Here is a 24,600-nt window from a genome sequence, read left to right as displayed (position 1 = left end):
GCGCCGAGCCAATCGATAGAAACAGATATCTGATCAACGGAACAAAAATCATGGCAACAGAAATCCGCGTTCCCACCCTTGGCGAGTCCGTCAGTGAAGCGACCGTCGGCACCTGGTTCAAGAAGGTCGGCGATGCCATCAAGGCAGACGAACCGCTGCTCGAACTCGAAACCGACAAGGTGACGATCGAAGTTCCGGCTCCCTCGGCCGGCGTTCTCTCCGAAATCGTCGTCCAGGCCGGCGAAACCGTTGGCCTCGGCGCCCTGCTCGGCCAGATTGCTGCCGGTTCGGGTGCTGCTGCGGCTCCCGCCGCTGCTGCCGAGAAGAAGGCAGAGCCGGTTGCCGCCGCTCCGGCCGTTGCTACAGCGCCGCAGGCTGCCTCGTCGATGCCACCGGCTCCGTCCGCCGGCAAACTGCTTGCCGAAAGCAACCTCTCGGCCGATCAGGTCGATGGGTCGGGCAAGCGTGGCCAGGTCTTGAAGGGCGACGTGCTTGCCGCTGTCGCCAAGGGCGTTTCGGCACCGGCCGCTTCCGAGCCGGTCAAGGTCCAGGCCCGCGCGCCGTCGACGGCCGAGGACGTCGTTCGCGAAGAGCGCGTCAAGATGACCCGCCTGCGCCAGACGATCGCCCGTCGCCTCAAGGACGCGCAGAACACTGCGGCCATGCTCACCACCTACAACGAGGTGGACATGAGCGCGGTCATGAGCCTGCGCAACAAGTACAAGGACATCTTCGAGAAGAAGCATGGCGTGAAGCTCGGCTTCATGGGCTTCTTCACCAAGGCCGTTACCCACGCGCTGAAGGAAATCCCTGCTGTCAACGCCGAGATCGACGGCACCGACGTCATCTACAAGAACTTCTGCCACATCGGCGTCGCCGTCGGCACCGACAAGGGTCTTGTCGTGCCGGTCGTTCGCGATGCCGACCAGATGTCGATCGCCGAGATCGAGAAGGATATCGGCCGCCTGGGCAAGCTTGCCCGTGACGGTCAGCTCTCCATGGCCGACATGCAGGGCGGTACCTTCACCATCTCCAACGGCGGCGTCTACGGTTCGCTGATGTCCTCGCCGATCCTGAACGCACCGCAGTCGGGCATCCTCGGCATGCACAAGATCCAGGACCGTCCGGTCGTGGTCGGCGGTCAGATCGTCATCCGTCCGATGATGTACCTGGCGTTGTCCTATGACCACCGCATGGTCGACGGCAAGGAAGCGGTTACCTTCCTCGTGCGCGTCAAGGACAGCCTCGAGGATCCGGAGCGTCTGGTTCTCGATCTCTAGGGGTTCGATCTCCAAGGCAATGGCGGGGGCGCGATCGCAGCCCCCGTTTCCTTCTCCGGCCCGTTCATTCCGGATCGTACGATGTCGCTGGAACTGACCTACCTGCTCTGGAGCGCCATTCTCGCCTTCGTCTATGTGATGGCGCAGGCGGGGACCTATCGGCTGCAGAACGGGATCATCGAAGCCGACACCAACCGCGATGTCGCGCCCGAGCCGAACATTTTCACAGGCCGGGCCACCCGGGCCTTGCGCAATTTCCATGAGACCTATCCGGTCTTCATTGCGCTCGCCATTGTGATCGAGTTTTCGGGCCGGAGCGACGCGCTCACCCAATGGGGCGCGATGATCTGGTTCTGGGCAAGGGCGGCCTATCTGCCGATCTATATCGGCGGTCTGGGGCTGGTCCGCTCGGCTGTGTGGACGGTTTCCGCCGCCGGGCTCATACTGATGCTGGCAGGTATTCTCGTCTAGAGCGTTTCCGTTTTTACACGGAGTCTTGGAAGCGCTCTATCTATTTGTTTTTACGCATTTCCTGACGGAAAACCGCTTCGCACTTTTCCTGGAAATGCTCTAGACGGAGGCGCACGACATGGCATTCGGGTCCGACGTACCACCTATCCAGGCACACATCTGCGTCAGCGACGGGTTGGCGGCAATCGCCTTCTACGAGAAGGCATTCGGTGCGGTGAACACGTTCCACCAGATGGCGGAAGACGGCAAACGCGTGATGCACGCCAACCTCGCGCTCTTCGGCGGCGAGATCATGATGCATGACGAGTTTCCCGAGTTTGGCGGCAGCGTGCTGTCGCCGCTGACTGTCGGCGGCACCGGCGTAGCGATCAACATAAATCTGCCAGCGGCGGCCGATGTCGATGCGGCCTATGCAAGGGCCATGGCGGCCGGGGCATCGACAGTGCTGGAGCCGCAGGATACGTTCTGGCAGGCGCGTTATGCGCGCATCAAGGATCCCTTCGGCCACGTCTGGGCCTTCAACGCACCGGTCGCACAATCATGAGTCAATATCTTCTCGAACTCGCATCACTGATGGCGATCTTCGCCTTCGCCATCGTTTCGCCCGGCGCCGATCTGGCGATGGTGATGCGCCAATCGATCGTCCATGGCCGCCGTCCGGCGATCATCACGTCCTTCGGCATCGGCACCTCGCTGATGTTCCACGTCACCTATACGATCCTTGGCCTCGGCCTGATCATTTCGCAGTCGATCTATCTGTTCAACATCGTCAAATGGTGCGGTGTGGCTTACCTGATCTACATCGGGATCAAGGCGCTGCGGGCGGGCCAGACGGAGATTTCGGTCGACGCGGCACCTTCCGGCGAGCCGACAAAAAGCCAGTCCGCGGTCAAGGCATTCGGCCTTGGCTTTGCGGCCAATGCGCTCAATCCGAAGCCGGTGTTCTTCTTCCTGTCGATCTTCTCGACGGTCGTCGGCGCCCATACGCCGATCATGATCAAGTTCGGCTATGGGGTCGTGATGGCGACCTGCCTCATCCTGTGGTTCGTCGGCGTCAGCTTGTTCATGACCACGCCGCGCATGCGCGCCGCCTTCACCCGTGCCAGCAAGTGGATCGACCGCGCCAGCGGCCTGGTGTTCATCGCGCTCGGACTGAAGCTTGCGACCGAGAAGGCCGCCTGATCATGGTGTTTGCCCGCTCCTTGCTTGTTGCTGCAATCGGTGCCGTGGCTGCCACGCCGGCGTTTGGCCAGGAGTGCAGCCAGGCCCGCGCCATCTACGGCGACCGTGATGGGGGGTACGAGCTGCGCTTCGAGCCGGTGGGATCGGAAAGCGCGGTGACGAGCAATCATTTCAAGATCGCGGTTTTGAAGCCGGGCCTGCTGCTCGACGGCGTCGTCATGCCCTCGGGCGAGCCGGAACGCGCGACCGGCATCGTCATGCACAATTGCCCCACCGGCGACGTGACCGGCGAAGAGCTTCGCGCCTGCACCGTCTGGCAGGGCCCCGTCTATTCGGTCGACAAGGCGGGCGCGATCGCCGAGATCCCTGAAGAAACGGCGCCGGCCGCGCACCAGATCCTGCTGCCCGACTTCGGGCCCGCCCTTCGCGCTTCGAGCGCCTGGGGCAAGGGCAAGGCCGAAACGGACAGCTGGGACGCCTTCACCCTGAAGGGGTGCGGCGCATGAGCGAAGCGCCTGTTGTTCTTGTCACCGGCGGCAGCCGTGGCATCGGGGCAGCCGTCTGCCTTGGCGCCGCCAGGGCTGGCTGGTCCGTCGTCGTGAACTACGCATCGAACGCCGAGGCGGCCGATGCCGTCGTTGCCGCGATCCGGCAAGGCGGCGGTTCGGCGATCGCGGTCAAGGGCGACGTCGGGTCCGATGCGGATATCAAGGCGATCTTTGCGGCAGTCGACAAGGCCTTCGGCCGGCTCGACGGGCTGGTCAACAATGCCGGTATCGTCGGCCCGACCCAACGCGTCGACGAAATGTCGGTCGAGCGGCTCGAGCGCATGTTCCGCATCAACGTCACGGGTTCGATCCTGTGCGCCGGCGAAGCGGTTCGCCGCATGTCGACGCGCCATGGCGGCAGGGGCGGCGTCATCGTCAATATTTCTTCGGTTGCGGCCGAACTCGGCTCGCCGGCGCAATATGTCGACTATGCCGCCTCGAAGGGCGCGATCGACACGTTCACCATCGGTCTTGCGCGGGAAGTCGCGACCGAGGGCGTGCGTGTCAACGCGGTTCGCCCCGGCATCATCGACACCGAAATCCACGCGTCCGGCGGCCTGCCGGACCGGGCACGCGACCTCGCGTCAACCATCCCCGTCCAGCGACCCGGCACGGCCGAGGAAGTGGCGGATGCGGTTCTTTATCTCCTGTCCGATAAGGCGACTTACGTGACGGGAGCCATTCTCAATGTCAGCGGCGGACGGTAACCGTCCTGAAGGAAGGATAATCCAATGGCTTATGATCTCATCGTTATCGGCAGCGGCCCCGGCGGCTATGTCTGCGCTATCAAGGCGGCACAGCTCGGCCTGAAGGTTGGCGTCGTTGAAAAGCGCGCCACCTATGGCGGCACCTGCCTCAACATCGGCTGCATTCCGTCGAAGGCATTGCTGCATGCTTCGGAAATGTTCCACCAGGCCGGCCACGGCCTGGACGCGCTCGGCGTCGAAGTCGGCGCGCCGAAGCTCAACCTCGAAAAGATGATGGCGCACAAGGATGCGACCGTTAAGTCCAACGTCGAGGGTGTTTCCTTCCTGTTCAAGAAGAACAAGATCGACGGCATCCAGGGCACCGGCAAGGTGCTCGGCCAAGGCAAGGTTTCCGTCACCAACGACAAGGGCGAAGAGCAGGTTCTGGAGGCGAAGAACATCGTCATCGCCACCGGCTCCGACGTTGCCGGCATTCCCGGCGTGTCGGTCGAGATCGACGAGAAGGTGATCATCTCCTCGACCGGCGGCATCGCGCTCGAAAAGGTGCCGGCGAACATGATCGTTGTCGGCGGCGGCGTCATCGGCCTCGAGCTCGGCTCGGTCTGGGCTCGTCTCGGCGCCAAGGTGACCGTGGTCGAATACTTGGATTCGATCCTCGGCGGCATGGACGGCGAAGTCTCCAAGCAGTTCCAACGCATGCTGGCCAAGCAGGGCATCGAGTTCAAGCTCGGCGCCAAGGTGACCGGCGTCGTCAAGGACGGCAAGGGCGCCAAGGTGACGTTCGAACCGGTCAAGGGCGGTGATGCCGTCACGCTCGATACCGATGTCGTTCTGATCGCTACCGGCCGCAAGCCCTACACGGACGACCTTGGCCTTGCCGAAGCCGGCGTCGTCATGGACCAGCAGGGCCGCGTCGAGATCGACAATCACTTCCAGACGAGCGTTGTCGGCGTCTACGCCATCGGCGATGTCGTGCGCGGCCCGATGCTGGCGCACAAGGCCGAAGACGAAGGCGTTGCGGTTGCGGAAATCCTCGCGGGCCAGGCCGGTCACGTGAACTACGACGTCATCCCGAGCGTCGTCTACACCCAGCCGGAAGTCGCCTCCGTCGGCAAGACCGAGGAGGAGCTGAAGGCTGCGGGCGTCGCCTACAAGGTCGGCAAGTTCCCGTTCACGGCAAACGGCCGTGCGCGCGCGATGCTGGTGACCGATGGTTTCGTCAAGATCCTGGCGGACAAGGAAACCGACCGCGTTCTCGGCGGCCACATCGTCGGCTTCGGCGCCGGTGAGATGATCCACGAGATTGCCGTTCTGATGGAATTCGGCGGCTCGTCGGAAGATCTCGGCCGTACCTGCCACGCGCACCCGACCATGTCGGAAGCCGTCAAGGAAGCGGCGCTGTCGACCTTCTTCAAGCCGATCCATATGTGACGATTTGCGCAGGGGGCTGCGACAAGCGGCCCCCTGTCTTGCGCCGGGTTTCGGCGCGATCATCGACCCCATGCGCTTGCGACGGAGAGCCCGTCGCTTCTAGCAATTGCGCAATTCCGGACGGAAAACCGTTTCACACCTTTCCTGGAATTGTTCTAGCTGCCGCCACGAGGGATCATGAAACCCAGAGCCGCCACCGTTGTCCTGCCGAGCCCGCATCTGCCCGACGCCGATTGGGCAGATCGCTTCGAACTCGCCCTGAACGGAAAGGGGCTGACGGCGGTCGAGGCGGCCGAGCGCTCGCTCGGAAATTCCCCCGCCTGGGTTCGCACCTTGTTGCAGCTTCGAAACCGGCTGGTATCGGTGGTCGGCCTCAAGTCCGAGGCGCCCTCAGCGGGCAAGTATGGCCTGATCGGCCCGTTTCCAGTGTTGTCTCGGAGTGACGACGAGGTCGTACTCGGCTTCAACGACGCCCATCTCGATTTCCGCATTGTTGTCGACGTCAGGGCGGGGTCGGCCGTCAACCAGATCATCGGCATGACGACGCTCGTCCGACGCCACAACGCGCTCGGACGCGTCTACCTGGCGGCGGTCATTCCGTTTCACAAGGTCATCGTGCCCACGCTTCTGGCCGGCGCTACCCGTTCGGGCGATTGAGCGAGGCTCCGCAACCAGCCGATCAATTGACCGGTGTGACGGAAAGCCCCTGACGCTTGAGCAGTTCGACCAGGCCTTCGTCGCCGGCAAGATGCAGGGCACCGACCGCCATGAAGGCGTTGCCACCGCCAAGGATCGGCCCGGCGCGGGTCGCCATCGTCTTGTTGCGGTCGATGATGATGCGCTGTTCGAAGTCGGCGTAGCTGGCGTCCTCGCTTGCCACATCTTCGGACACGGCCTTCATCATCGGCATGATCATGCCGGTGTCGCCGGAGAGGTAGAGATCGGTGGTGGTGGCGAGCACGTCGTCGATCGTCTTGCCAAGGGCGAGCGTCTCGATGAGGGCGCGCAGGTGCAGTTCCGTCGGCAGCGAATCCATCGCGGACAGTTGTTCAACGAGGGTCTCGAGCCCCCTCAGCGTCTTGCCTTGGCTGACGGCATCTTCGGCGAGCTTCTTGTCGAGGAAGGACGCGCCGGCGGCCTTGCGCGTCATCTCGCAGGCGGGCAGCGCGACGAAACTTGCGATCATCCACGGCTTCATCTTCGCGACCAGCGTCAGCGGTATGCCGCGCTCCTTCAGCCCGCGCTCGAGCCGCTCGCGGTCTTCGGCACTCAGAAAATCGTTGATGGTCTTGTTGTCGGCAAACATGGTGAGGTCGGGCCGCATCAGGATGGCGGCGGCCGACTTCTTCTCGTCGATGATCTCGTCGGATTCGACGATGACAGTCGATGCCTTGGCGAAGGCATCGGACGCCCCCGTCGGCATGGCGAGCACACGCGGGTCGGTGACATGCATGGTGCCGAGAAGAAAGGAGGGGGCGATGCCGTCCTTCTCGATCTTCCAGAAAATGCCCTTGCCGTTCGGTATGGCGTCGGCTTCCGCTTTCAGCCTGGCGAGTTTGGCGGGGTCGGTTTTTTCGAGACCGGCGATGATGTTCGTGCCGCCACAGACGGCTTCGGTCGCGGCGTGCGCCTGCGAGATCGAGACGATGGCCGGTATGAGGCTTGCCGCGAGCAGCAGATGGATGAGCGCGATCAGCCACAGGGCCATATCGGCGGCCCTGGCCGCGAGGTTACGGGCGGGCTTGGCGATCGAATACATGATCACTTCCTAATGTTCTGCCGAGTTTAGCGGACCCTACGCTTTGTCGGTCACGGCTTCCTTAATGCATATGGTTAACCCGACCCTTCGCCCAAATTCAGGCGCGCGGGTGCGCCCGGTCGTAGATCTCCAAGAGCCGCGTGGAGTCGACGCCGGTATAGACCTGGGTCGTCGACAGGCTGGCATGGCCGAGCAGTTCCTGGATGGTTCTGAGATCGCCGCCGCCGGCAAGCAGATGCGTGGCGAAGGAGTGGCGCAGCGCATGCGGCGTGGCGGTATCGGGCAGGCCGAGGGCGCCGCGCAGCTTCTGCATCTCGCGCTGGATGATGGCCGGCTGAAGCTTCGCCCCGCGAGTGCCGCGGAACATCGGCTCGTCGGCGCCGGGATGGTAGGGGCAGAGCTTGAGATAGGTGGCGACCGCGTCGCGCGCCACGGCCATCAGCGGCACGATGCGGGTCTTGCCGCCCTTGCCGGTGATCCGCAACGAGGTTGGAGCGCCGGCGAAATCGCCTGGCGTCAGGTCCAGCGCTTCGGAAATGCGCAGGCCGCAGCCGTAGAGCAGCGTCAGCACGGCCGCGTTGCGCGCAGCCACCCACGGCTCTTCGGCAAGCTGCGCATCCGTGGTGACGACGTTGAGCGCCTCACGGTCCGTCAGCGGCTTCGGCAAGGATTTCGGCTGTTTCGGCGAACGGACGGCGGCGGCTCCGGCAGCGTTGGCAAGCCCGCTGCGCTCGAGATAGCGCAGGAACGAGCGCAGGCCGGCAAGGCCCCGGCCGAGCGTGCGCGCACCCGCGCCGCCCTTGCGACGCTGGGCGAGAAAGCCGCGAAGGTCGGCGGGCCGCAAGGTGCTGATATCGGAAAGGCGCGGCGGGCCGGCGAGATGGCCGGTGAGGAATGTCAGGAATTGCCGCGTGTCGCGCTCATAGGCGTCGACGGTGTTGTCGGACAGGCGGCGCTCCCGCATGAGCCCCTGCAGCCAGCGCTGGCGCTCTGCAAGCAGGTCCGGATGGCCGATGACGAGCAGCTCGTTCATTGTCGCTTTCCAAGGTGGTCGGTCATCGACAATGCCCTGACGCCTCTTATGTATTTGCTAACGTGCCCTTGGAATTTGTCATCCTTCGATCATATTGAATTGCGATGTTCAGCCGTAAAGAATCGGATGAGGCCATGGCGGGACGGGATTCGGTGAACGGATTCGCGCATTTTGCTGAAGTGATCGCCCTGGTCTCGCAAGGGCAGCCCGGCCACATCGTCGATACACTCATTGCCGAGCGCGGCCAGCGGATCGTCAGGAGCCCGATGTGGCCCGTTATCCGGCCCTTTCTCTACACACTTCTGAACTATCGCAAGGCGCTGGAATTCGCCGATGCGGTGGCCAACGTGCCGGGCTTCCAGGCTTTCGAGCACCTGAGTTCGCTTCTGTCGCTCGACGTGCGCGTCGATAGGGTCGAGCGTATTCCTGATAAGGGCGGATTCCTGCTGGTGAGCAATCACCCGACCGGGATTGCCGACGGCATCGCCGTCTTCGATCTCCTGAAGACTCGGCGGCCAGACATGATGTTCTTCGCCAACCGCGACGCGATCCGCGTCAACCCGCGCTTCGTCGAGATGGTCATTCCGGTCGAGTGGCGCGAGGAGCACAAGAGCAAGCTCAAGGCCCGCGAAACGCTGCAGGTCACCAACCGGGCGATCGGCGAGGGCAAGGCGACGGTTCTTTTTCCTTCCGGCCGCATCGCCTACTGGGCGGATGGTCGTCTCAACGAGCGGCCATGGAAAACATCGGCTGTCGGTTTTGCGCGCAAGTACGGCCTGCCGATCCTGCCGGTGCATATGAGCGCGCGCAACTCAGGCCTGTTCTACTGGTTTGCCAAGTGGTCGACCGAGCTGCGCGACATGACGGTGTTCCACGAGCTGCTCAACAAAAAGGGCGACCTCTTCGATTTCCGCATCGGCAATCTCATTGCGCCGGAGGCTCTGGAGGGTGACGCCGCCGACGTGACGAAGGCATTGGAACGCCACACGGTGTTCGACCTGGCGCGCGACGCCGATGCGATGTTCCGTCCCGTGGCGCGCGCTTCCGTGGCCTGCTGATCGCTTCATGTGATGACGGGAATGAGCTAAAGCAGAGCGATGCTGCTTCGCTCGATGTTTGCCGAAAACTACCGTTCCCTGAAGTCGATCCGCATGGATCTGACCGGTGTCAACCTGTTCATCGGCGAGAACGGGGTGGGCAAATCCAACCTCTATCGCGCGCTGCAATTGGTGCAGGCTGCCGTGCGCGGCAGCCTTGCCTATGAGATCGCCAGGGAAGGCGGCATGTCCTCGGCGCTCTGGAGCGGCCGGCGACGTGCCGACAAGCCTGTGCGCATCCGGCTCGAGACCGAGCTGATGGACGAGGAGCGCGCCATCACATTCCACTACCGGATAGAGGCCGGGCTGCGTCCGCCAAAAGCGGCAGCGGGCTTCGCCTATGAGCCGCAGGTCAAGGAAGAGGAACTGAGCGTCGAGACCGGACGGCGTCCGGTGACGATGATGAAACGCGCCGGTCCCGGCATTTTCGTGCGCGGCGACCGCGGACGGATGGAGGACTACCCCGAGCAGGCGCTGCAATCGGAGACGGCGATCGCGCTCTTGGGTGATGCCGGACACTATCCCGAGATCGGCACCTTTCGCAGGGCCGTCGATCAATGGCGGTTCTTTCACGGCTTCCGCACCGATCGCGATTCGCCGTTGCGTCTGCCGTGCCTTGCGGTGACGGCGCCGATGCTCGACGAGGACGGCACCAACATGGCGGCTGTCTTCGCGACGCTGCGGCACACGCGGCAAGACACCGTCGATCTCGACCGCGCCATCGCCGATGCCTTCGGCGGCGCCTATCTGGAGGTGCCGGATCCCGGCCAGTTCGCCGAATTCTCGCTCGTCTTTCCCGATTTTCCGCAACGACCGTTTTCGACGCGCGAGTTGTCCGACGGGCAGATACGCTTCCTGGCGCTGGCCGCCGCGCTGCTTTCCTACCGCCGCCCGCCGTTCATCGCGCTCAACGAGCCGGAAACCAGCCTGCATCCGGATATGCTGCCGGCGCTTGCCGACATGATCGCCAGTGCGGCGCGCGACAGCCAGATCTGGATCGTCACCCATTCGGAGCGGTTGGCGGATGCCATCCGCGAGCGCTGCGGCGTGCGCGCGCGCCGGGTGATCCGCAAGGACAGCGCCACCTGGATCGACGGCATGCGCCTGACCGGCCTGATGGACGACGATGACGAATAAAAAAGGCTCCGCATCGCTGCGGAGCCCTCGAATGTCTATTCCGAAAAGATCAGGCGATCTTCTGGCCGGTCTTTGCCCAATCGGCGAGGAAGGTTTCGAGACCCTTGTCGGTCAGCGGGTGCTTGACCAGTGCCTTCAGCGTTGCCGGCGGCGCGGTGACGACGTCGGCGCCGATGAGGGCGGCTTCCTTGACGTGGTTCACGGTGCGGATCGAGGCGGCGAGAATTTCGGTCTCGTAGCCGTAATTGTCGAAGATGTGGCGGATTTCGCGGATCAGGTCCATGCCGTCGAAGGCGATGTCGTCGAGGCGGCCGACGAAGGGCGAAACGAAGGTCGCGCCAGCCTTGGCGGCAAGCAGCGCCTGGTTGGCCGAGAAGCACAGCGTCACGTTGGTCTGGTGACCGTCCGAGGTCAGCGCCTTGCAGGCCTTGAGGCCGTCAAGCGTCAGCGGCAGCTTGATGCAGATGTTGTCGGCGATCTTCGAAAGAACGGCCGCTTCCTTCATCATCTCGGCGTATTCGGTCGCGGTCACTTCGGCCGAAACCGGGCCTTCGACGATGCCGCAGATTTCCTTGGTAACTTCGGTGATGTCACGGCCCGACTTGAGGATCAGCGAAGGGTTGGTGGTGACGCCGTCGAGGAGGCCGAGATCGTTCAGCTCGCGGATTTCCTTGACGTCGGCGGTATCAACGAAAAATTTCATGGGGTCACTCCCTTGGGGCACGATTGCCGTTCGGGCGCATATCTACCGGGAGGAATTCCTTTGGCAGAGATCGCGCGCGTTGAAACTCTGGTGGAACCGTGAGAAACCCTGCGCCGGCAAGGCTGCGGTTCGCAGCGCAGTTTTCTTTAACCGAAACACGTGGCAAGGTCACGGCAAAATGACTCGCGATTCAACCGATTTATTCGGGCCTGTTTCCGACCGTCGCGTGGTGCCAGTTCTGGTGCCGATGCCGGCGCCGAAGGCCTATTCCTACGCGGTGCCGGACGGCATGGCGGTCGAGCCCGGCTCGATCGTCCAGGTGCCGCTCGGCCCGCGTCTGGTCGTGGGCGTCGTCTGGGACGGCGACGATGATGGCCGCGTCGATCCGAAGAAGCTCAAAGCCATCGAGAAGGTCTTCGACTGCCCGCCGTTGACGCCTGACATGCGCGCATTTCTCGACTGGGTGGCGACCTATACGGTGACGCCGCCGGGGCTGGTGGCCCGCATGGCGCTGCGCGCGCCTGCCGCCTTCGACCCGGAGCCGATGGTGGAGGCCCTGCGGCTGACCGACATGCGCCCGGAGCGCATGACGACGGCGCGCGAGCGCGTCATCGCCGCTGCCGGCGACGGCTTTGCCTGGACGCGTTCAGGCCTTGCGCACGCGGCCGGCGCGTCGTCGAGCGTCATCGACGGTCTCGCCCAGCAGGGCGTGTTCGAGACCGTCTTCATGGCGCCGCCGCCCGTGGTGGCCGCCCCCGACCCCGAATTCGCCGCACCCCGGCTCGAAGGCCCGCAGAAGGATGCGGCCGCTGATCTTCTGGCCGCCGTCGAACAGGGTGGGTTTTCGGTGTCGCTGATCGACGGCATCACCGGCTCGGGTAAGACCGAGGTTTACTTCGAGGCGATCGCCGCGACGCTCCGTGCCGGCAAGCAGGTGCTGATCCTACTACCGGAAATCGCGCTTACGGCGAGCTTCCTCGAACGCTTCCAGGATCGCTTCGGCTCGAAGCCGGCCGAGTGGCATTCGGACCTCGCGCCGCGAACGCGCGAAAAAGTCTGGCGGCAGGTGACGACGGGCACGGTGCGCGTCGTTGCCGGTGCCCGCTCGGCGCTGTTCCTGCCGTTCGAAGAATTGGGACTCATCGTCGTCGATGAAGAACATGACCCGGCCTACAAGCAGGAGGACCGGGTGTTCTACAATGCCCGGGACATGGCCGTCGTGCGCGGGCGCATCACCGGCTTTCCCGTGGTGCTGGTTTCCGCGACACCGTCGGTCGAAAGCCGGGTCAATGGCGAGGTCGGCCGCTATAAGCCGATCCATCTGCCGACCCGCTTCGGCGATGCGGCGCTGCCGCGGCTCGGCGTCGTCGACATGCGCCAGCATCCGCCGGCCCGCGGCGGGTTCCTGTCGCCGGTTCTCGTCAACCAGATCGGCAAGGCGGTCGAGCGCGGCGAGCAGGCGCTGTTGTTTCTCAATCGGCGCGGTTATGCGCCGCTGACGCTTTGCCGCGTCTGCGGCCATCGCTTCCAGTGCCCGGACTGCGCGAGCTGGCTCGTCGAGCATCGGTTCCGCGGGCAGATCCAGTGCCACCACTGCGGCTATGCGGAAAAGACGCCCGAGGCCTGCCCGGAATGCGGCACCTTCGATCACCTCGTTGCCTGCGGTCCTGGCGTCGAGCGCATCGCCGAGGAGGTCGAGCGCCATTTTCCAGAGGCGCGCACCATCGTGCTCTCCTCCGACCTGATGGGCGTCAAGCGGTTGCGGCTGGAACTGGAGGCCATTGCGCGGGGCGAAGCGGATATCGTCATCGGCACGCAGCTTGTCGCCAAGGGCCACAATTTTCCGATGATGACGCTGGTCGGCATCATCGATGCCGATCTCGGACTTGCCAACGGCGATCCGCGGGCGGCGGAGCGCACCTTCCAGCTGCTGTCGCAGGTGACCGGCCGCGCTGGACGAACCGGTCTGAAGAGCCTTGGCCTGCTGCAGACCTACCAGCCGCAGCACCCGGTGATGCAGGCGATCGTCTCGGGCGACGCCGATGCCTTCTACGAGCGCGAGATCGCCGAGCGGGAAAAGGCGCTGCTGCCGCCGTTCGGCAGGCTGGCGTCGCTGATCGTATCGGCCGATACGCGCCAGGATGCCGAGACCCATGCCCGTGGACTTCGAAGTGCAGCACCCCGCACCGACGGCATTTCGATCCTCGGTCCGGCCGAGGCGCCGCTGGCGCTGATCCGCGGCCGTCATCGGTTTCGGCTTTTGGTGCACGGGCGCCGCAACAGCGACATGCAGGCCTTCGTCAAGGCGATGATCGCCGCCGGACCAAAGGAGCGCGGCTCGATCAGTGTCCAGCTCGACATCGATCCCCAGAGCTTCCTGTGATCGCAAGTTTCTTGTGATCGCGGCCGTGATCGGGCCTTGGGCGATTCACAACCGCTGCGACATGCGCTAGAGGTCAGCAACGCGTCGCACCCAGGCATGGCCTAAAGGCGATGTGATCGAGATCGGCGCTCATCTGCGGGAACGGGCATGGAGTTCTACATTCCGACGGAAACCGGCGAGTTCCTCGCCTTCTGTGCGGCGGCGGTAGCGGCGCTGATCGGTGTCGTCATGCTGTTTGCGCCGCGGCTTACCTTTCGCGCCGCCGGCATCGGCGTTGCCGAAGGTCGCCGTGGCGGTCTGGCCGAGGCGCGCTCGACCATGGGCGGCATGCATGCCGGCCTTGGCCTCGCCGCCATCCTCCTGGCACAGCCGATGGTCTATCTTGCCGTCGGGGCCGCTTTTGCGCTCGCCGCCTTCGGTCGCATCCTGTCGATGACGAGCGACAACGGCGCCACGCTCTACAACTGGGTTGCGCTGCTGGTGCAGGCAGCACTTGCCATTCTTCCGCTCGCCTATGTCTTCGGAATGATCTGATCGCCGCCCGCGCGTTTTCGCGATTCACATCCTCAGAAACCAATTTACGGCAAAATTCGGCCAATCCGGGTCGACTTATGCCGCATTCCTGCCGTTCGCGTGTTGCGAGTCCAAACATCCTATGCTAGACGAACCGCGAATTGCGGGGGAAGTGGGTCGCCAGGCCTCGATATCCTGCAAATTATTGCAGCAAATTCAAGACGTTAAATTGACGGCTCGCCGCCACCACCGTTCTTGGATGAAATTGAGAGAAGCTTGTGCCCGTGGCAGACACATCCCAGCTTATTTCCGGTGTTGCAGAAAGGTATGCGTCCTCGCTTTTTGACCTCGCTCTTGAAGCGGGTTCCGTCGAGGCGGTCGGTGCGGATCTTACCCGCGTCCAGGCCCTGATCGACGGCAGCGACGACCTGAAGCGGCTGATCGTAAGCCCCGTCTTTTCTGCCGACGACCAGTTCAAGGCCATTTCGGCGATCGTCGCCAAGGCCGGTATCTCTGGTATCGTCGGTAACTTCCTCAAGGTTGTTGCGCGCAATCGCCGCCTCTTTGCGCTGCCGGGCATGATCAAGGCGTTTCGCCTGATCGCCGCGCGCCACCGGGGTGAAATCTCCGCCGACGTAACGTCGGCCCATGCGCTCACCGCAGCGCAGGAAACTGAATTGAAGGCGACGCTCAAGGGCGTCACCGGCAAAGACGTGGCGGTCAACGTCACCGTCGACCCGTCTATTCTTGGAGGTCTGATCGTCAAGGTCGGGTCTCGCCAGATTGACACTTCCCTTCGCACCAAACTCTCTACCCTTAAGCTTGCACTGAAAGAGGTCGGCTGATGGATATCCGCGCCGCGGAAATTTCCGCAATTCTTAAAGATCAGATCAAAAATTTCGGCCAGGAAGCAGAAGTCTCCGAAGTCGGCCAGGTGCTTTCCGTCGGTGACGGTATCGCCCGCGTCTACGGCCTCGACAATGTTCAGGCAGGCGAGATGGTCGAATTCCCGGGTGGAATTCGCGGCATGGCGCTGAACCTCGAAGCCGACAACGTCGGTGTCGTTATTTTCGGTTCGGACCGTGACATCAAGGAAGGCGACACCGTTAAGCGGACCGGCGCCATCGTGGACGTTCCGGTTGGTCCGGAACTGCTCGGCCGCGTCGTCGACGCGCTCGGCAACCCGATCGACGGCAAGGGCCCGATCAACGCCAAGCAGCGCTCGCGCGTTGACGTCAAGGCTCCCGGCATCATTCCGCGCAAGTCGGTGCATGAGCCGATGTCGACCGGCCTCAAGGCCATCGACGCCCTCATCCCGGTTGGCCGTGGCCAGCGCGAGCTCGTCATCGGCGACCGCCAGACCGGCAAGACCGCGATCATCCTCGACACGATCCTCAACCAGAAGGCCATTCACGACAATGGTCCGGAAGGCGACAAGCTGTATTGCGTCTACGTCGCAATCGGCCAGAAGCGTTCGACGGTTGCCCAGTTCGTGAAGGTTCTGGAAGAGCGTGGCGCTCTTCAGTACTCGATCATCGTTGCGGCGACCGCATCCGACCCGGCTCCGATGCAGTACCTCGCTCCGTTCGCGGGTTGCGCGATGGGCGAATACTTCCGCGACAACGGCAAGCATGCCCTGATCGGCTACGACGACCTGTCCAAGCAGGCCGTTTCCTACCGTCAGATGTCGCTCCTGCTGCGCCGCCCGCCGGGCCGCGAAGCTTACCCGGGCGACGTTTTCTACCTGCACTCCCGCCTGCTCGAGCGCGCTGCAAAGCTCTCGGACGAGAACGGTGGCGGTTCGCTGACGGCTCTGCCGGTCATCGAAACGCAGGGCAACGACGTTTCCGCGTTCATTCCGACCAACGTGATCTCGATCACCGACGGCCAGATCTTCCTTGAAACCGACCTGTTCTACCAGGGCATCCGCCCGGCCGTTAACGTCGGTCTGTCGGTTTCGCGCGTCGGTTCCGCCGCGCAGATCAAGGCGATGAAGCAGGTTGCCGGCTCGATCAAGGGCGAACTCGCTCAGTACCGCGAAATGGCGGCCTTTGCGCAGTTCGGTTCGGACCTCGATGCCGCTACGCAGCGTCTGTTGAACCGCGGTGCACGCCTGACCGAACTCCTGAAGCAGCCGCAGTTCTCGCCGCTGAAGACGGAAGAGCAGGTCGCTGTCATCTTCGCAGGCGTCAACGGTTACCTCGACAAGCTGCCGGTCAACCAGGTCGGCAAGTTCGAGCAGGGCCTGCTTTCGTACATGCGTTCGGAAGGCAAGGACATCCTGGAAACCATCCGCAAGGACAAGGCGATCTCCGACGACGTCAAGGGCAAGCTGAAGGCTGCAATCGACAGCTTCGCCAAGTCTTTCGCCTGAGCGGATTTCATTTAGGACGGATAACGGATGCCTTCACTTAAGGATCTGAAGAACCGGATCGCCTCCGTCAAGGCGACGCAGAAGATCACCAAGGCGATGAAAATGGTCGCCGCGGCGAAGCTTCGGCGTGCGCAGGAGGCGGCCGAGGCCGCCCGGCCTTACTCGCAGCGCATGGCTGCCGTTCTCGCCAACATCGCCCAGGCGGTTGGCGCGGACGACGGTGCGCCGCAGCTGATGACGGGCACCGGCAAGGACGACACGCATCTTCTGGTCGTCTGCACGGCCGAACGCGGTCTTTGCGGCGGCTTCAACTCGCAGATCGCCCGCCACGCTCGCGACCACGTTCGCAAGCTGCTTGCCGCCGGCAAGACGGTGAAGATCATCTGCGTCGGCAAGAAGGGCTTCGATATTCTGCGTCGCGAATACGCGTCGCTGATCATCGATCGTGTCGACCTGCGTGAGGTCAAGAAGATCGGCTTTGAAAACGCCGACCAGATTGGCCACAAGGTCATCGCGCTCTTCGAAAAGGGCGAGTTCGATGCCTGCACGCTGTTCTATTCTGAGTTCAAGTCCGTTATCGCCCAGATTCCGACGGCACAGCAGCTGATCCCCGCTTCGGCCGGCCCGGTCGCAGTGGAAGCATCGGATGCTTCGGCCGTCTACGAATATGAGCCGGACGCGGGTGCGATCCTGAGCGACCTCATTCCGCGCAACATTTCGGTGCAGATCTTCCGGGCCCTGCTCGAGAATGTCGCCGGCGAAATGGGCGCAAAGATGAGCGCGATGGACAATGCGACGCGCAATGCTGGTGAGATGATCAACAAGCTGACGTTGAACTACAACCGTCAGCGCCAGGCTCAGATCACCAAGGAACTCATTGAAATCATCTCGGGCGCGGAAGCGCTCTAAGGTTACGAGAAGAGGGTAAGGATAATGGCTAAGGCAGCTACCCCGAAAGAAACCGCAGCGGCGAAGAAGCCGGCTGCACCGAGGAAGGCAGCTTCCGCCAAGACCGCCGTTGCGGCAGCCGGCGCTGTCGGTCGCGTAACGCAGGTCATCGGCGCCGTCGTCGACGTTGCGTTCGACGAAGGCCAGCTTCCGCAGATCCTGAACGCACTGGAAACCGACAACAACGGTAACCGCCTCGTTCTCGAAGTCGCGCAGCACCTCGGCGAAAACGCCGTCCGCACGATCGCGATGGACTCGACCGAAGGTCTCGTCCGCGGCCAGCCGGTCACCGATACCGGTGCACCGATCACGGTTCCGGTTGGCGACGAAACGCTCGGCCGCATCATGAACGTCATCGGCGAGCCGGTCGACGAAGCCGGTCCGCTCGTCACGTCGGGCAAGCGCGCCATCCACCAGGACGCGCCGTCCTACGTCGAGCAGTCGACGGAAGCGCAGATCCTCGTCACCGGCATCAAGGTCGTCGACCTTCTCGCGCCTTACGCAAAGGGCGGCAAGATCGGCCTCTTCGGCGGCGCAGGCGTCGGCAAGACCGTTCTCATCATGGAACTGATCAACAACGTCGCCAAGGCGCACGGCGGTTACTCGGTGTTTGCTGGCGTGGGTGAACGTACCCGCGAAGGCAACGACCTCTACCACGAAATGATCGAGTCCGGCGTTAACAAGCACGGCGGCGGCGAAGGCTCCAAGGCGGCCCTCGTTTACGGCCAGATGAACGAACCGCCGGGCGCCCGCGCTCGCGTCGCTCTGACTGGTCTGACGATCGCTGAAGACTTCCGCGACAAGGGCCAGGACGTTCTGTTCTTCGTCGACAACATCTTCCGCTTCACCCAGGCAGGTTCGGAAGTGTCGGCTCTGCTCGGCCGTATTCCTTCGGCCGTGGGTTACCAGCCGACGCTGGCGACCGACATGGGTCAGATGCAGGAACGCATCACCACGACGACCAAGGGTTCGATCACCTCGGTTCAGGCCATCTACGTTCCGGCCGACGACTTGACCGACCCGGCGCCGGCCACCTCGTTCGCCCACCTGGACGCAACGACGGTTCTGTCGCGCTCGATCGCTGAAAAGGGCATCTACCCGGCCGTTGACCCGCTCGACTCCACGTCGCGCATGCTCGACCCGATGATTGTTGGCGAAGAGCACTACGAGATCTCGCGCAAGGTCCAGACGACCCTGCAGCGTTACAAGGCTCTCCAGGACATCATCGCCATCCTGGGCATGGACGAACTGTCGGAAGAGGACAAGCTGGCCGTCGCGCGCGCTCGCAAGATCGAACGCTTCCTGTCGCAGCCGTTCTTCGTCGCCGAAGTCTTCACCGGTTCGCCGGGCAAGCTCGTCGCTCTCGAAGACACGATCAAGGGCTTCAAGGGCCTGGTCAACGGCGACTACGACCATCTTCCGGAAGCCGCCTTCTACATGGTCGGCTCGATCGAAGAAGCGGTCGAAAAGGCCAAGAAGCTGGCTGCAGAAGCCGCTTGATAGCATCGTAAGCCTCGGCGCAGAGATGCGCCGAGGCTTTCATCCTGCGTTCCGCCCCTGGCGGAGCAGGGAAGACATGCACAGCCTGCCACCTCAGGTGGCGCGCCCACGAGAAGTGAATGGTCATGGCCGACAGTTTCAATTTTGAGCTTGTTTCCCCCGAGCGCCTGCTCCTCTCCGAGAAGGTGACGGAAGTCGTCATCCCGGCGACCGAGGGCGAGATGACCGTGATGGCCAATCATGCCCCGACAATGACGACGGTCAAGCCCGGCGTCGTCACCGTGAAGACGGCTGACGGCAAGGCCGAGCGGTTCGCCGTCTTCGGCGGCTTTGCCGACATCCTGCCGACCGGCTGCACCTTGCTTGCCGAATCCGCCGTGCATGTCGACGAACTCGACCGCACTGCGCTTGAAAAGCGCATCGAGGCGGTTCGTGCCGAACTGGAAGGCGCCGGCGACGAGAAGAAGACGCGCGTCGAACAGTTCATCGCCGAACTGACGAAGCTCGGGGAAATCGTGATCCCGGCCTGAAAGGGACATCCCGACGGGAAGAACCAATGAAAAAGCCCCGCCTTCGAGCGGGGTTTTTTTGTCGGCTGCGGGCGCCTGCGATAGGGGCGGCATCGCCAGGTTCACCGGCACCTCCCCACGGGGAAAACGATGCCCAGGCTTCAAACGCTGCAGCGTCGTTCGTGCGTCAGATCTGACGCGTTGCGCTCGAACCTTCGAAGGCCGTTTGAGCGCGCCGACTGTTTCAGGCATTCTTTAGCATCCGTCCTGTATTGAGGGACTATCGTTCGATGCGCGCAGAGGCTTGCTATGACGTCTAAGATCGTTCCCGTGATCATGGCGGGTGGAAAAGGTACACGCCTGTGGCCGCTGTCGCGCTCGGGTGCGCCGAAACAGTTCCTGCAGATCCTGTCGGACCGGTCGCTGTTCCAGCAGACGCTCGAACGGGTGCGGGATGAGCGCCTCTACGAGCCGGCGATCATCGTCACCAACAGCGATTTCCGCTTCATCGTTGCCGAACAGGCGCGGGCCGTCGATGCTCCGCTAAGCGACATCCTGCTTGAGCCGGTCGCCCGCAACACGGCGCCTGCATTGGCCGCCGCGGCCTTCGTCGTGCTCGCCCGATACGGCGAAGCGGCGATCATGCAGGTGCTCGCCTCCGATCACGAGATCGATGCCGGAGCGGTCTACATCGATTGCATGCTGCGTGCGCAGCAGGCCGCCGAAGCGGGCGAGCTGGTGACCTTCGGCATCACGCCGACGGAGCCGGCGACCGGCTATGGCTATATCGAGCTTGGCGAGCCGTTGCCGGCGGGCGCCAACAAGGTTGCCCGTTTCGTCGAGAAGCCGGATCGGGCCAAGGCGGAAGCAATGCTGGCCACGGAGCGTTATCTCTGGAACTCCGGCATGTTCATGCTGCCCGTTAAAGTGTTCCTCGATGAGATGCAGCTCCATGCGCCTGAGGTCTATGCCGCGACCGAGGCGGCCGTCGAGGGCGCCAGCAAAGATCTTGATTTCAGCCGGCTGGAGGCAAAAGCCTTCTCCAAGGCCCCGGATATTTCGGTCGACTATGCGGTCTTCGAGAAGACGGCCCGGGCAGCCGTCGTTCCATCCTCATTCGCCTGGTCGGACTTGGGCAGTTGGGATGCGGTTTGGAAGACCGGCCGCAAGGACGGTGACGGCAATGTCGTGACCGACCGGGCGACGGTGTCGAACACACGCAATTCGCTGGTGCTCTCCCGTGATATTCACCTCGCCGTCCAGGGGCTTGAGGATATCGCCGTGATTGCCAGCGAGGATGCCGTTTATGTCGGGCGGCTGGAAGACAGCCAGAGCGTCGGAAACATCGTCAAGGTGCTCGCACGCTCGCAGGTAACCTCCGGGCTTACGCAGGAGCACCCGACGTCCTACAGGCCCTGGGGAGCGGTGTCCTCGGTCTCCAGCGGCGAGCGTTACGAAGTCAAGCGGCTGAAGGTTAGCCCCGGCAAGAAGATCTCGCTGCAGAAGCATCACCACCGCGCCGAGCACTGGATCGTCGTGCGTGGCACGGCCGAGATCACCATGGCCGGCGAAACGCGGCTGCTGCACGAAAACGAGTCGGTCTACATCCCGCAAGGAACCGTTCACCGGCTGCACAATCCCGGCAAGATCCCGCTGGAGCTGATCGAAGTTCAAACCGGCTCCTACCTCGGCGAGGACGACATCATCCGCATCGAGGATGAATTCGGCCGGACGTAAAGCCCACCGCGGCGGTCGGAGCGTTATGGCGTGGCTACATCATGGCCGACGCGCCACCGAGGGCCCGATCGTCACCATGACGCCCACCGCATAAAAAATGCCCGGGCGGAACCCGGGCATTAAAGTCAGCGCAATCGAACCGAGTGGTCTCAGCCGGCGACGCGCTCTGCCTCGCCCTTCTGGGCGTAGTAGTGACCGAAGCGGTTTGCGAGGAAGGTATCGAGAGCGATGTCTTCCTGGCGAACGAAGCCCTTGGATGCGATCTTGCCATTGGCCAGCAGATCGAGCACGGCGCAGATGCTGCCGGCGGTGGTGATCTGGATACCGCTCTGCATGCGGCCGGCGACAACGCCGCTATAGACCTTGTTGGCGTAGGTTTCCTGGATCAGGCGACCTTCGCGGAAGCCCGAAACCGTCACGAAGATCACGACGACGTCCTGGGTGGTGGTCGGCAGCGCGTTTTCGAAGATGTCCTTGAGGACTTCGCGACGGTGACGCAGGCCGAGGTCGTTCAAGAGCGCCTTCATGATGGCGGCATGGCCGGGGTAGCGGATCGTCTTGTAGTTGAGGGTACGGACCTTGCCCTTCAGCGATTCGCAGAGCGTACCGAGACCGCCGGAGGTGTTGAAGGCTTCGTAGGTCACGCCGTCGAGCGAGAATTCCTCGCGCTCTTCCATCGCCGGCACTTCGATCAGGCTGCCTTCGACGATCGCTTCGCAGGGCTCGATGTACTCGTTGATGACGCCGTCGGTGCTCCAGGTCAGGTTGTAGTTGAGAGCGTTCGACGGGTACTGCGGCAGTGCACCAACGCGCATGCGCACGCTTTCGAGCGTTTCGAAGCGGCTGGCGAGATCATTGGCGACAATCGAGATGAAGCCCGGTGCAAGACCGCATTGCGGGATGAAGGCGGTGTTGGCCTTGGCAGCGATCGCCTTGACCTGGCGGGTGGATTCGACGTCTTCGGTCAGGTCAAGGTAGTGGATGCCGGCTTCGGCGGCGGCTTCTGCAATGGCAACCGTCAGGTGGAATGGTGCGGCGCTGAGAACGGCGAACTTGCCGGAGAGAAGGGCGACGAGCGCCTTCTTGTCGCCGATATCGACGGTCGCCGTCGTGATGGCGGCGTGCTTCTCGATTTGGCCCAGCTGCTCGGCGCTGCGGTCGGCAACACAGACGCTGTAATCGCCGGTGTGCGCGAGCATGCGAGCAATGGTGGAGCCGATCTTGCCTGCTCCGATGACGACGATGTCCTTCATGACTTTCCCCCAGGGTATGAAATGTGTTTCAGGCCCCATTGTCCGGCGGGACGCTGTTGATTTGAAGCGCTAATATGACTAAATCGCCTATAGATATTCGGCAGATTGCCCATATGGACCGACGAAATGCAGATTACCGACAAGGATCGTGAGCTTCTCGCAGTGCTGAGCGAAAACGCCCGCATGCCGACCGCAACGATCGCCCGCAGGCTCGGCCTGTCGCGAACGACGGTGCAGGCGCGCATCGAGCGGCTGGAACGCGAGGGGGTGATCGCCGGCTATGGCGTCCGGCTGTCGGAGAGCTACGAGAAGGGTCTGGTCAAGGCGCATGTGCTCATCACCATCGCGCCAAGGGCGCTCAGCCGCGTGACCCCGGAGCTTGCCGCCATCCGCGAGATCCGCAGCCTGCATTCGGTCAGCGGCAGCTTCGATCTGATTGCCGTCGTCGCGGCCGCCTCGATCAGCGAACTCGATCTGCTGATCGATCGCATCGGCGAGATCGATGGCGTCGACCGCACGCTGTCATCGATCATCCTCTCGACCCGGATCGATCGCTGAACCTACTGCATAATTCCTTAAATCGGATCCGATTTAAGGAACAAATTATGCAGCAGTTTCATAGTGCTACAGCGCCGCGCGTCATATTTGACGCGCGGCGCTGTAGGGTCACGGTTTTGCGTCAGTGTCTGCTTTCGCCGGGCCGGCACCCTCGGACGATGCCGGGCCCGCTTCAGGATCGCGGTCTTCGGGGATCTTCGCCGGCCCATTCCAAGCCGTCGGTCCGAGGACGAAGTTGCGCGTGTCGACCTGGCCGTAGGCGAGCCATTTATCCCTGTCGAAGTAGAGTTCTGCGATGCTCTTCGGGCGCGCGCGTGCAGGCTGGTTGGCGAGGAAATTGTAGCGGGCCGTCGTCTCGTCCGTTTCGCGCTTGAACTGCACGCGGCTGCCGAAGCGCTTTACGTCGAATTCCTTCAGCGCCTGGATCTGGAGCGCAATGCTGCCGCCATCGGCCCAGCGGACGTGATCGAGGAAAACCGACGCGGCCCGCGCGGCGCTGGTGGTGACCGCCTGCGCATCTTCCGGGCGCTCGATGTTGAGCTTGACGCGAAACGAGGTGATCTCCTCCTCGCCGCTGCCTTTGATGAAAATGAAGATCGACGAGGTCTTGTCGACCCCTGGGCGCGGAAAGGACACCAGCGAGGAGCATTCCCATTGGCCACGTTCGCCGGCGCTCGACTTCCATTCGAGTTCGCGGAAGCCGGCCGCGCGCAGCTCATCGCAGAGCGCGCGGGGATCGCTGCGGATCACCCGCAGGAACTGCTGTTCCGGCGTCTGCAGATCCTGGAAGGTCCAGACCGGCAGGGCGACGTGGGGCGGCTGTCGCTTGACGCGAACCTCCGGTGCCTGCTCCGGCGGCTTTCCGGCTTTGAGGAACGTAGTCGGAAGATCGAGCGCCCTCAGCAACTGCTTCAGGTTCCTCTGCCCGTTGGCAAGCAGAACGGTTGCCAGGATAGCCATCACAATCAACGCAAAGGCGACGAGAAAGAAGACGATGCCCGTGCGGCTCGGTTGTTTCGGCGGTGTCGTCGCCTTGACCCGTCCGCCGCTCATGTCGATTTTTCGAGTGCAGCATGCAGGCGCCGCACCGCGTCCCTCGATGGCTTTTTGCGGGGCAGGCCGAGATAGGTCAGCGCTTCCGCCTCGAGGCCGCGCGAAGCGAGATAGTCGGGCGATGCGACCGGCGACAGTTCCTCTGCCATCAGCGGCGACAGGTGCCAGTGGGGATGGTCGCCCGTACGCGCTGAAACAGCCGCTCGCCCTGCTGCGTCAATTCCAGGTTCTTGCCGCGGTGGCTGCCGGCGGCCCGGGTGATGTTGAGCTCGCGACCGGCACGGGAAAAATTCATATGCCGGCTGGCCGCGTCGAAAACGCGAAAAGCCTCCAGCGGTATGCGGTCGAGCAGCCGGTGTTCCATGATCTCAGGTTATCAAAAAAGCCGAAAATTCCGTGGATCTGAAAATATCAGATTGTGATG

26 protein-coding genes are annotated in these 24,600 nt (G+C 63.1%); 19 read left to right on the top strand and 7 right to left on the bottom strand.

From position 1 onward, the window contains the following. Positions 1-50 precede the first annotated feature (50 nt). The 8 genes from odhB to BC360_RS04770 all read left to right on the top strand — a co-directional run bounded on the left by odhB (position 51) and on the right by BC360_RS04770 (position 6,276). Positions 51-1,280: a 2-oxoglutarate dehydrogenase complex dihydrolipoyllysine-residue succinyltransferase gene (gene odhB / locus BC360_RS04805; protein WP_065794473.1), complete on the top strand. Its 1,230-nt coding sequence runs from the start codon at positions 51-53 to the stop codon at positions 1,278-1,280. A gap of 81 nt (positions 1,281-1,361) precedes the next feature. Continuing rightward, positions 1,362-1,751 carry an MAPEG family protein gene (locus BC360_RS04800; protein WP_065794472.1) on the top strand — a complete coding sequence of 130 codons (390 nt, stop codon included), beginning with the start codon at positions 1,362-1,364 and terminating at the stop codon, positions 1,749-1,751. Between the two features lie 118 nt (positions 1,752-1,869). Continuing rightward, positions 1,870-2,295, top strand: coding sequence for a VOC family protein (locus BC360_RS04795; RefSeq protein WP_065780703.1), 426 nt, complete (start codon positions 1,870-1,872; stop codon positions 2,293-2,295). Further along, complete coding sequence (locus tag BC360_RS04790; RefSeq protein WP_065794471.1) at positions 2,292-2,933, top strand: LysE family translocator; 642 nt, start codon at positions 2,292-2,294, stop codon at positions 2,931-2,933. The genes BC360_RS04795 and BC360_RS04790 overlap by 4 nt, the downstream gene beginning before the upstream one ends. Before the next feature lie 2 nt (positions 2,934-2,935). Further along, positions 2,936-3,439 carry a hypothetical protein gene (locus BC360_RS04785; protein ID WP_065794470.1) on the top strand — a complete coding sequence of 168 codons (504 nt, stop codon included), beginning with the start codon at positions 2,936-2,938 and terminating at the stop codon, positions 3,437-3,439. Further along, positions 3,436-4,188 (top strand): SDR family oxidoreductase, encoded by a 753-nt coding sequence (locus tag BC360_RS04780; RefSeq protein WP_065794469.1) that lies wholly within the window; start codon positions 3,436-3,438, stop codon positions 4,186-4,188. The genes BC360_RS04785 and BC360_RS04780 overlap by 4 nt, the downstream gene beginning before the upstream one ends. Positions 4,189-4,212: 24 nt before the next feature. After that, entirely contained in the window at positions 4,213-5,619 is a 1,407-nt protein-coding gene (gene lpdA / locus BC360_RS04775) for a dihydrolipoyl dehydrogenase (RefSeq protein ID WP_065794468.1), read from the top strand. A gap of 177 nt (positions 5,620-5,796) precedes the next feature. Continuing rightward, positions 5,797-6,276: a DUF2867 domain-containing protein gene (locus BC360_RS04770; RefSeq protein ID WP_065780713.1), complete on the top strand. Its 480-nt coding sequence runs from the start codon at positions 5,797-5,799 to the stop codon at positions 6,274-6,276. A 22-nt stretch (positions 6,277-6,298) separates the two neighbouring features. Here the strand turns inward: BC360_RS04770 and BC360_RS04765 are convergent, their stop codons facing one another. Together BC360_RS04765 and BC360_RS04760 are read right to left on the bottom strand one after the other, a co-directional pair. Next, positions 6,299-7,378, bottom strand: a complete 1,080-nt coding sequence (locus BC360_RS04765; protein WP_065794467.1) for a TraB/GumN family protein — start codon at positions 7,376-7,378, stop codon at positions 6,299-6,301. Positions 7,379-7,475: 97 nt separating this feature from the next. Further along, the gene (locus tag BC360_RS04760; protein ID WP_065794466.1) at positions 7,476-8,411 is read right to left on the bottom strand and encodes a tyrosine recombinase XerC; all 936 of its coding nucleotides are present in this window, start codon (positions 8,409-8,411) and stop codon (positions 7,476-7,478) included. A gap of 134 nt (positions 8,412-8,545) precedes the next feature. Between BC360_RS04760 and BC360_RS04755 the strand changes: the two genes are divergently transcribed. After that, the gene (locus BC360_RS04755; RefSeq protein ID WP_065780732.1) at positions 8,546-9,469 is read left to right on the top strand and encodes a GNAT family N-acetyltransferase; all 924 of its coding nucleotides are present in this window, start codon (positions 8,546-8,548) and stop codon (positions 9,467-9,469) included. A gap of 39 nt (positions 9,470-9,508) precedes the next feature. Further along, complete coding sequence (locus BC360_RS04750; protein ID WP_065794465.1) at positions 9,509-10,645, top strand: AAA family ATPase; 1,137 nt, start codon at positions 9,509-9,511, stop codon at positions 10,643-10,645. 49 nt (positions 10,646-10,694) lie between these two features. Here BC360_RS04750 and fsa read toward each other — a convergent pair whose 3' ends face one another. Further along, a complete protein-coding gene (fsa, locus tag BC360_RS04745; RefSeq protein WP_025425070.1) occupies positions 10,695-11,348 on the bottom strand; it encodes a fructose-6-phosphate aldolase in 654 nt (217 codons plus the stop codon). Between the two features lie 178 nt (positions 11,349-11,526). Here fsa and BC360_RS04740 point away from each other — a divergent pair, with 178 nt between their 5' ends. From BC360_RS04740 to BC360_RS04705, 8 genes are all read left to right on the top strand, one after another. Then, complete coding sequence (locus BC360_RS04740) at positions 11,527-13,731, top strand: primosomal protein N' (protein ID WP_065794464.1); 2,205 nt, start codon at positions 11,527-11,529, stop codon at positions 13,729-13,731. Positions 13,732-13,878: 147 nt separating this feature from the next. Further along, positions 13,879-14,265, top strand: coding sequence for a DUF4345 domain-containing protein (locus BC360_RS04735; RefSeq protein WP_065794463.1), 387 nt, complete (start codon positions 13,879-13,881; stop codon positions 14,263-14,265). Positions 14,266-14,522: 257 nt separating this feature from the next. Next, positions 14,523-15,089 (top strand): F0F1 ATP synthase subunit delta, encoded by a 567-nt coding sequence (locus tag BC360_RS04730; RefSeq protein ID WP_065780744.1) that lies wholly within the window; start codon positions 14,523-14,525, stop codon positions 15,087-15,089. Then, a complete protein-coding gene (gene atpA, locus BC360_RS04725; protein WP_065794462.1) occupies positions 15,089-16,618 on the top strand; it encodes a F0F1 ATP synthase subunit alpha in 1,530 nt (509 codons plus the stop codon). The genes BC360_RS04730 and atpA overlap by 1 nt, the downstream gene beginning before the upstream one ends. 27 nt (positions 16,619-16,645) lie before the next feature. Further along, positions 16,646-17,527 carry a F0F1 ATP synthase subunit gamma gene (locus BC360_RS04720; protein ID WP_065794461.1) on the top strand — a complete coding sequence of 294 codons (882 nt, stop codon included), beginning with the start codon at positions 16,646-16,648 and terminating at the stop codon, positions 17,525-17,527. 24 nt (positions 17,528-17,551) lie between these two features. Continuing rightward, positions 17,552-19,066, top strand: coding sequence for a F0F1 ATP synthase subunit beta (gene atpD / locus BC360_RS04715; RefSeq protein ID WP_065780748.1), 1,515 nt, complete (start codon positions 17,552-17,554; stop codon positions 19,064-19,066). Positions 19,067-19,191: 125 nt separating this feature from the next. Further along, the gene (locus BC360_RS04710; RefSeq protein ID WP_065780824.1) at positions 19,192-19,596 is read left to right on the top strand and encodes a F0F1 ATP synthase subunit epsilon; all 405 of its coding nucleotides are present in this window, start codon (positions 19,192-19,194) and stop codon (positions 19,594-19,596) included. Between the two features lie 288 nt (positions 19,597-19,884). Continuing rightward, positions 19,885-21,312 (top strand): mannose-1-phosphate guanylyltransferase/mannose-6-phosphate isomerase, encoded by a 1,428-nt coding sequence (locus BC360_RS04705; protein ID WP_065794460.1) that lies wholly within the window; start codon positions 19,885-19,887, stop codon positions 21,310-21,312. A 149-nt stretch (positions 21,313-21,461) separates the two neighbouring features. Here BC360_RS04705 and BC360_RS04700 read toward each other — a convergent pair whose 3' ends face one another. Then, a complete protein-coding gene (locus tag BC360_RS04700) occupies positions 21,462-22,565 on the bottom strand; it encodes a saccharopine dehydrogenase family protein (RefSeq protein WP_065780754.1) in 1,104 nt (367 codons plus the stop codon). A gap of 126 nt (positions 22,566-22,691) precedes the next feature. Here BC360_RS04700 and BC360_RS04695 point away from each other — a divergent pair, with 126 nt between their 5' ends. Further along, entirely contained in the window at positions 22,692-23,123 is a 432-nt protein-coding gene (locus BC360_RS04695; protein WP_065780755.1) for an Lrp/AsnC family transcriptional regulator, read from the top strand. A 108-nt stretch (positions 23,124-23,231) separates the two neighbouring features. On the opposite strand, the gene BC360_RS04690 is transcribed toward BC360_RS04695, so the two are convergent. From BC360_RS04690 to BC360_RS32495, 3 genes are read right to left on the bottom strand one after another with little or no spacing between them, the layout of a single operon-like run. Beyond that, the gene (locus tag BC360_RS04690; protein ID WP_065794459.1) at positions 23,232-24,176 is read right to left on the bottom strand and encodes a DUF6030 family protein; all 945 of its coding nucleotides are present in this window, start codon (positions 24,174-24,176) and stop codon (positions 23,232-23,234) included. Beyond that, positions 24,173-24,325, bottom strand: a complete 153-nt coding sequence (locus BC360_RS32500; protein ID WP_202618632.1) for a hypothetical protein — start codon at positions 24,323-24,325, stop codon at positions 24,173-24,175. Before BC360_RS32500 ends, BC360_RS04690 begins: the two co-directional genes overlap by 4 nt. Then, positions 24,325-24,540, bottom strand: a complete 216-nt coding sequence (locus BC360_RS32495; protein WP_065780757.1) for a LysR family transcriptional regulator — start codon at positions 24,538-24,540, stop codon at positions 24,325-24,327. Before BC360_RS32495 ends, BC360_RS32500 begins: the two co-directional genes overlap by 1 nt. Positions 24,541-24,600 lie beyond the last annotated feature (60 nt).

Source organism: Ensifer sp. LC163 (assembly GCF_001695855.1).
Lineage (GTDB): Bacteria > Pseudomonadota > Alphaproteobacteria > Rhizobiales > Rhizobiaceae > Ensifer.
This window is presented reverse-complemented; position numbering and strand designations above follow the sequence as displayed.

Bases quoted from the DNA above. Each gene is read 5' to 3' on its own strand.
- odhB (WP_065794473.1), top strand. From the start codon at position 51: ATGGCAACAGAAATCCGCGTTCCCACCCTTGGCGAGTCCGTCAGTGAA.
- BC360_RS04800 (WP_065794472.1), top strand. From the start codon at position 1,362: ATGTCGCTGGAACTGACCTACCTGCTCTGGAGCGCCATTCTCGCCTTC.
- BC360_RS04795 (WP_065780703.1), top strand. From the start codon at position 1,870: ATGGCATTCGGGTCCGACGTACCACCTATCCAGGCACACATCTGCGTC.
- BC360_RS04790 (WP_065794471.1), top strand. From the start codon at position 2,292: ATGAGTCAATATCTTCTCGAACTCGCATCACTGATGGCGATCTTCGCC.
- BC360_RS04785 (WP_065794470.1), top strand. From the start codon at position 2,936: ATGGTGTTTGCCCGCTCCTTGCTTGTTGCTGCAATCGGTGCCGTGGCT.
- BC360_RS04780 (WP_065794469.1), top strand. From the start codon at position 3,436: ATGAGCGAAGCGCCTGTTGTTCTTGTCACCGGCGGCAGCCGTGGCATC.
- lpdA (WP_065794468.1), top strand. From the start codon at position 4,213: ATGGCTTATGATCTCATCGTTATCGGCAGCGGCCCCGGCGGCTATGTC.
- BC360_RS04770 (WP_065780713.1), top strand. From the start codon at position 5,797: ATGAAACCCAGAGCCGCCACCGTTGTCCTGCCGAGCCCGCATCTGCCC.
- BC360_RS04765 (WP_065794467.1), bottom strand. From the start codon at position 7,378: ATGTATTCGATCGCCAAGCCCGCCCGTAACCTCGCGGCCAGGGCCGCC.
- BC360_RS04760 (WP_065794466.1), bottom strand. From the start codon at position 8,411: ATGAACGAGCTGCTCGTCATCGGCCATCCGGACCTGCTTGCAGAGCGC.
- BC360_RS04755 (WP_065780732.1), top strand. From the start codon at position 8,546: ATGGCGGGACGGGATTCGGTGAACGGATTCGCGCATTTTGCTGAAGTG.
- BC360_RS04750 (WP_065794465.1), top strand. From the start codon at position 9,509: ATGCTGCTTCGCTCGATGTTTGCCGAAAACTACCGTTCCCTGAAGTCG.
- fsa (WP_025425070.1), bottom strand. From the start codon at position 11,348: ATGAAATTTTTCGTTGATACCGCCGACGTCAAGGAAATCCGCGAGCTG.
- BC360_RS04740 (WP_065794464.1), top strand. From the start codon at position 11,527: ATGACTCGCGATTCAACCGATTTATTCGGGCCTGTTTCCGACCGTCGC.
- BC360_RS04735 (WP_065794463.1), top strand. From the start codon at position 13,879: ATGGAGTTCTACATTCCGACGGAAACCGGCGAGTTCCTCGCCTTCTGT.
- atpA (WP_065794462.1), top strand. From the start codon at position 15,089: ATGGATATCCGCGCCGCGGAAATTTCCGCAATTCTTAAAGATCAGATC.
- BC360_RS04720 (WP_065794461.1), top strand. From the start codon at position 16,646: ATGCCTTCACTTAAGGATCTGAAGAACCGGATCGCCTCCGTCAAGGCG.
- atpD (WP_065780748.1), top strand. From the start codon at position 17,552: ATGGCTAAGGCAGCTACCCCGAAAGAAACCGCAGCGGCGAAGAAGCCG.
- BC360_RS04710 (WP_065780824.1), top strand. From the start codon at position 19,192: ATGGCCGACAGTTTCAATTTTGAGCTTGTTTCCCCCGAGCGCCTGCTC.
- BC360_RS04705 (WP_065794460.1), top strand. From the start codon at position 19,885: ATGACGTCTAAGATCGTTCCCGTGATCATGGCGGGTGGAAAAGGTACA.
- BC360_RS04700 (WP_065780754.1), bottom strand. From the start codon at position 22,565: ATGAAGGACATCGTCGTCATCGGAGCAGGCAAGATCGGCTCCACCATT.
- BC360_RS04695 (WP_065780755.1), top strand. From the start codon at position 22,692: ATGCAGATTACCGACAAGGATCGTGAGCTTCTCGCAGTGCTGAGCGAA.
- BC360_RS04690 (WP_065794459.1), bottom strand. From the start codon at position 24,176: ATGAGCGGCGGACGGGTCAAGGCGACGACACCGCCGAAACAACCGAGC.
- BC360_RS32500 (WP_202618632.1), bottom strand. From the start codon at position 24,325: ATGGCAGAGGAACTGTCGCCGGTCGCATCGCCCGACTATCTCGCTTCG.
- BC360_RS32495 (WP_065780757.1), bottom strand. From the start codon at position 24,540: ATGGAACACCGGCTGCTCGACCGCATACCGCTGGAGGCTTTTCGCGTT.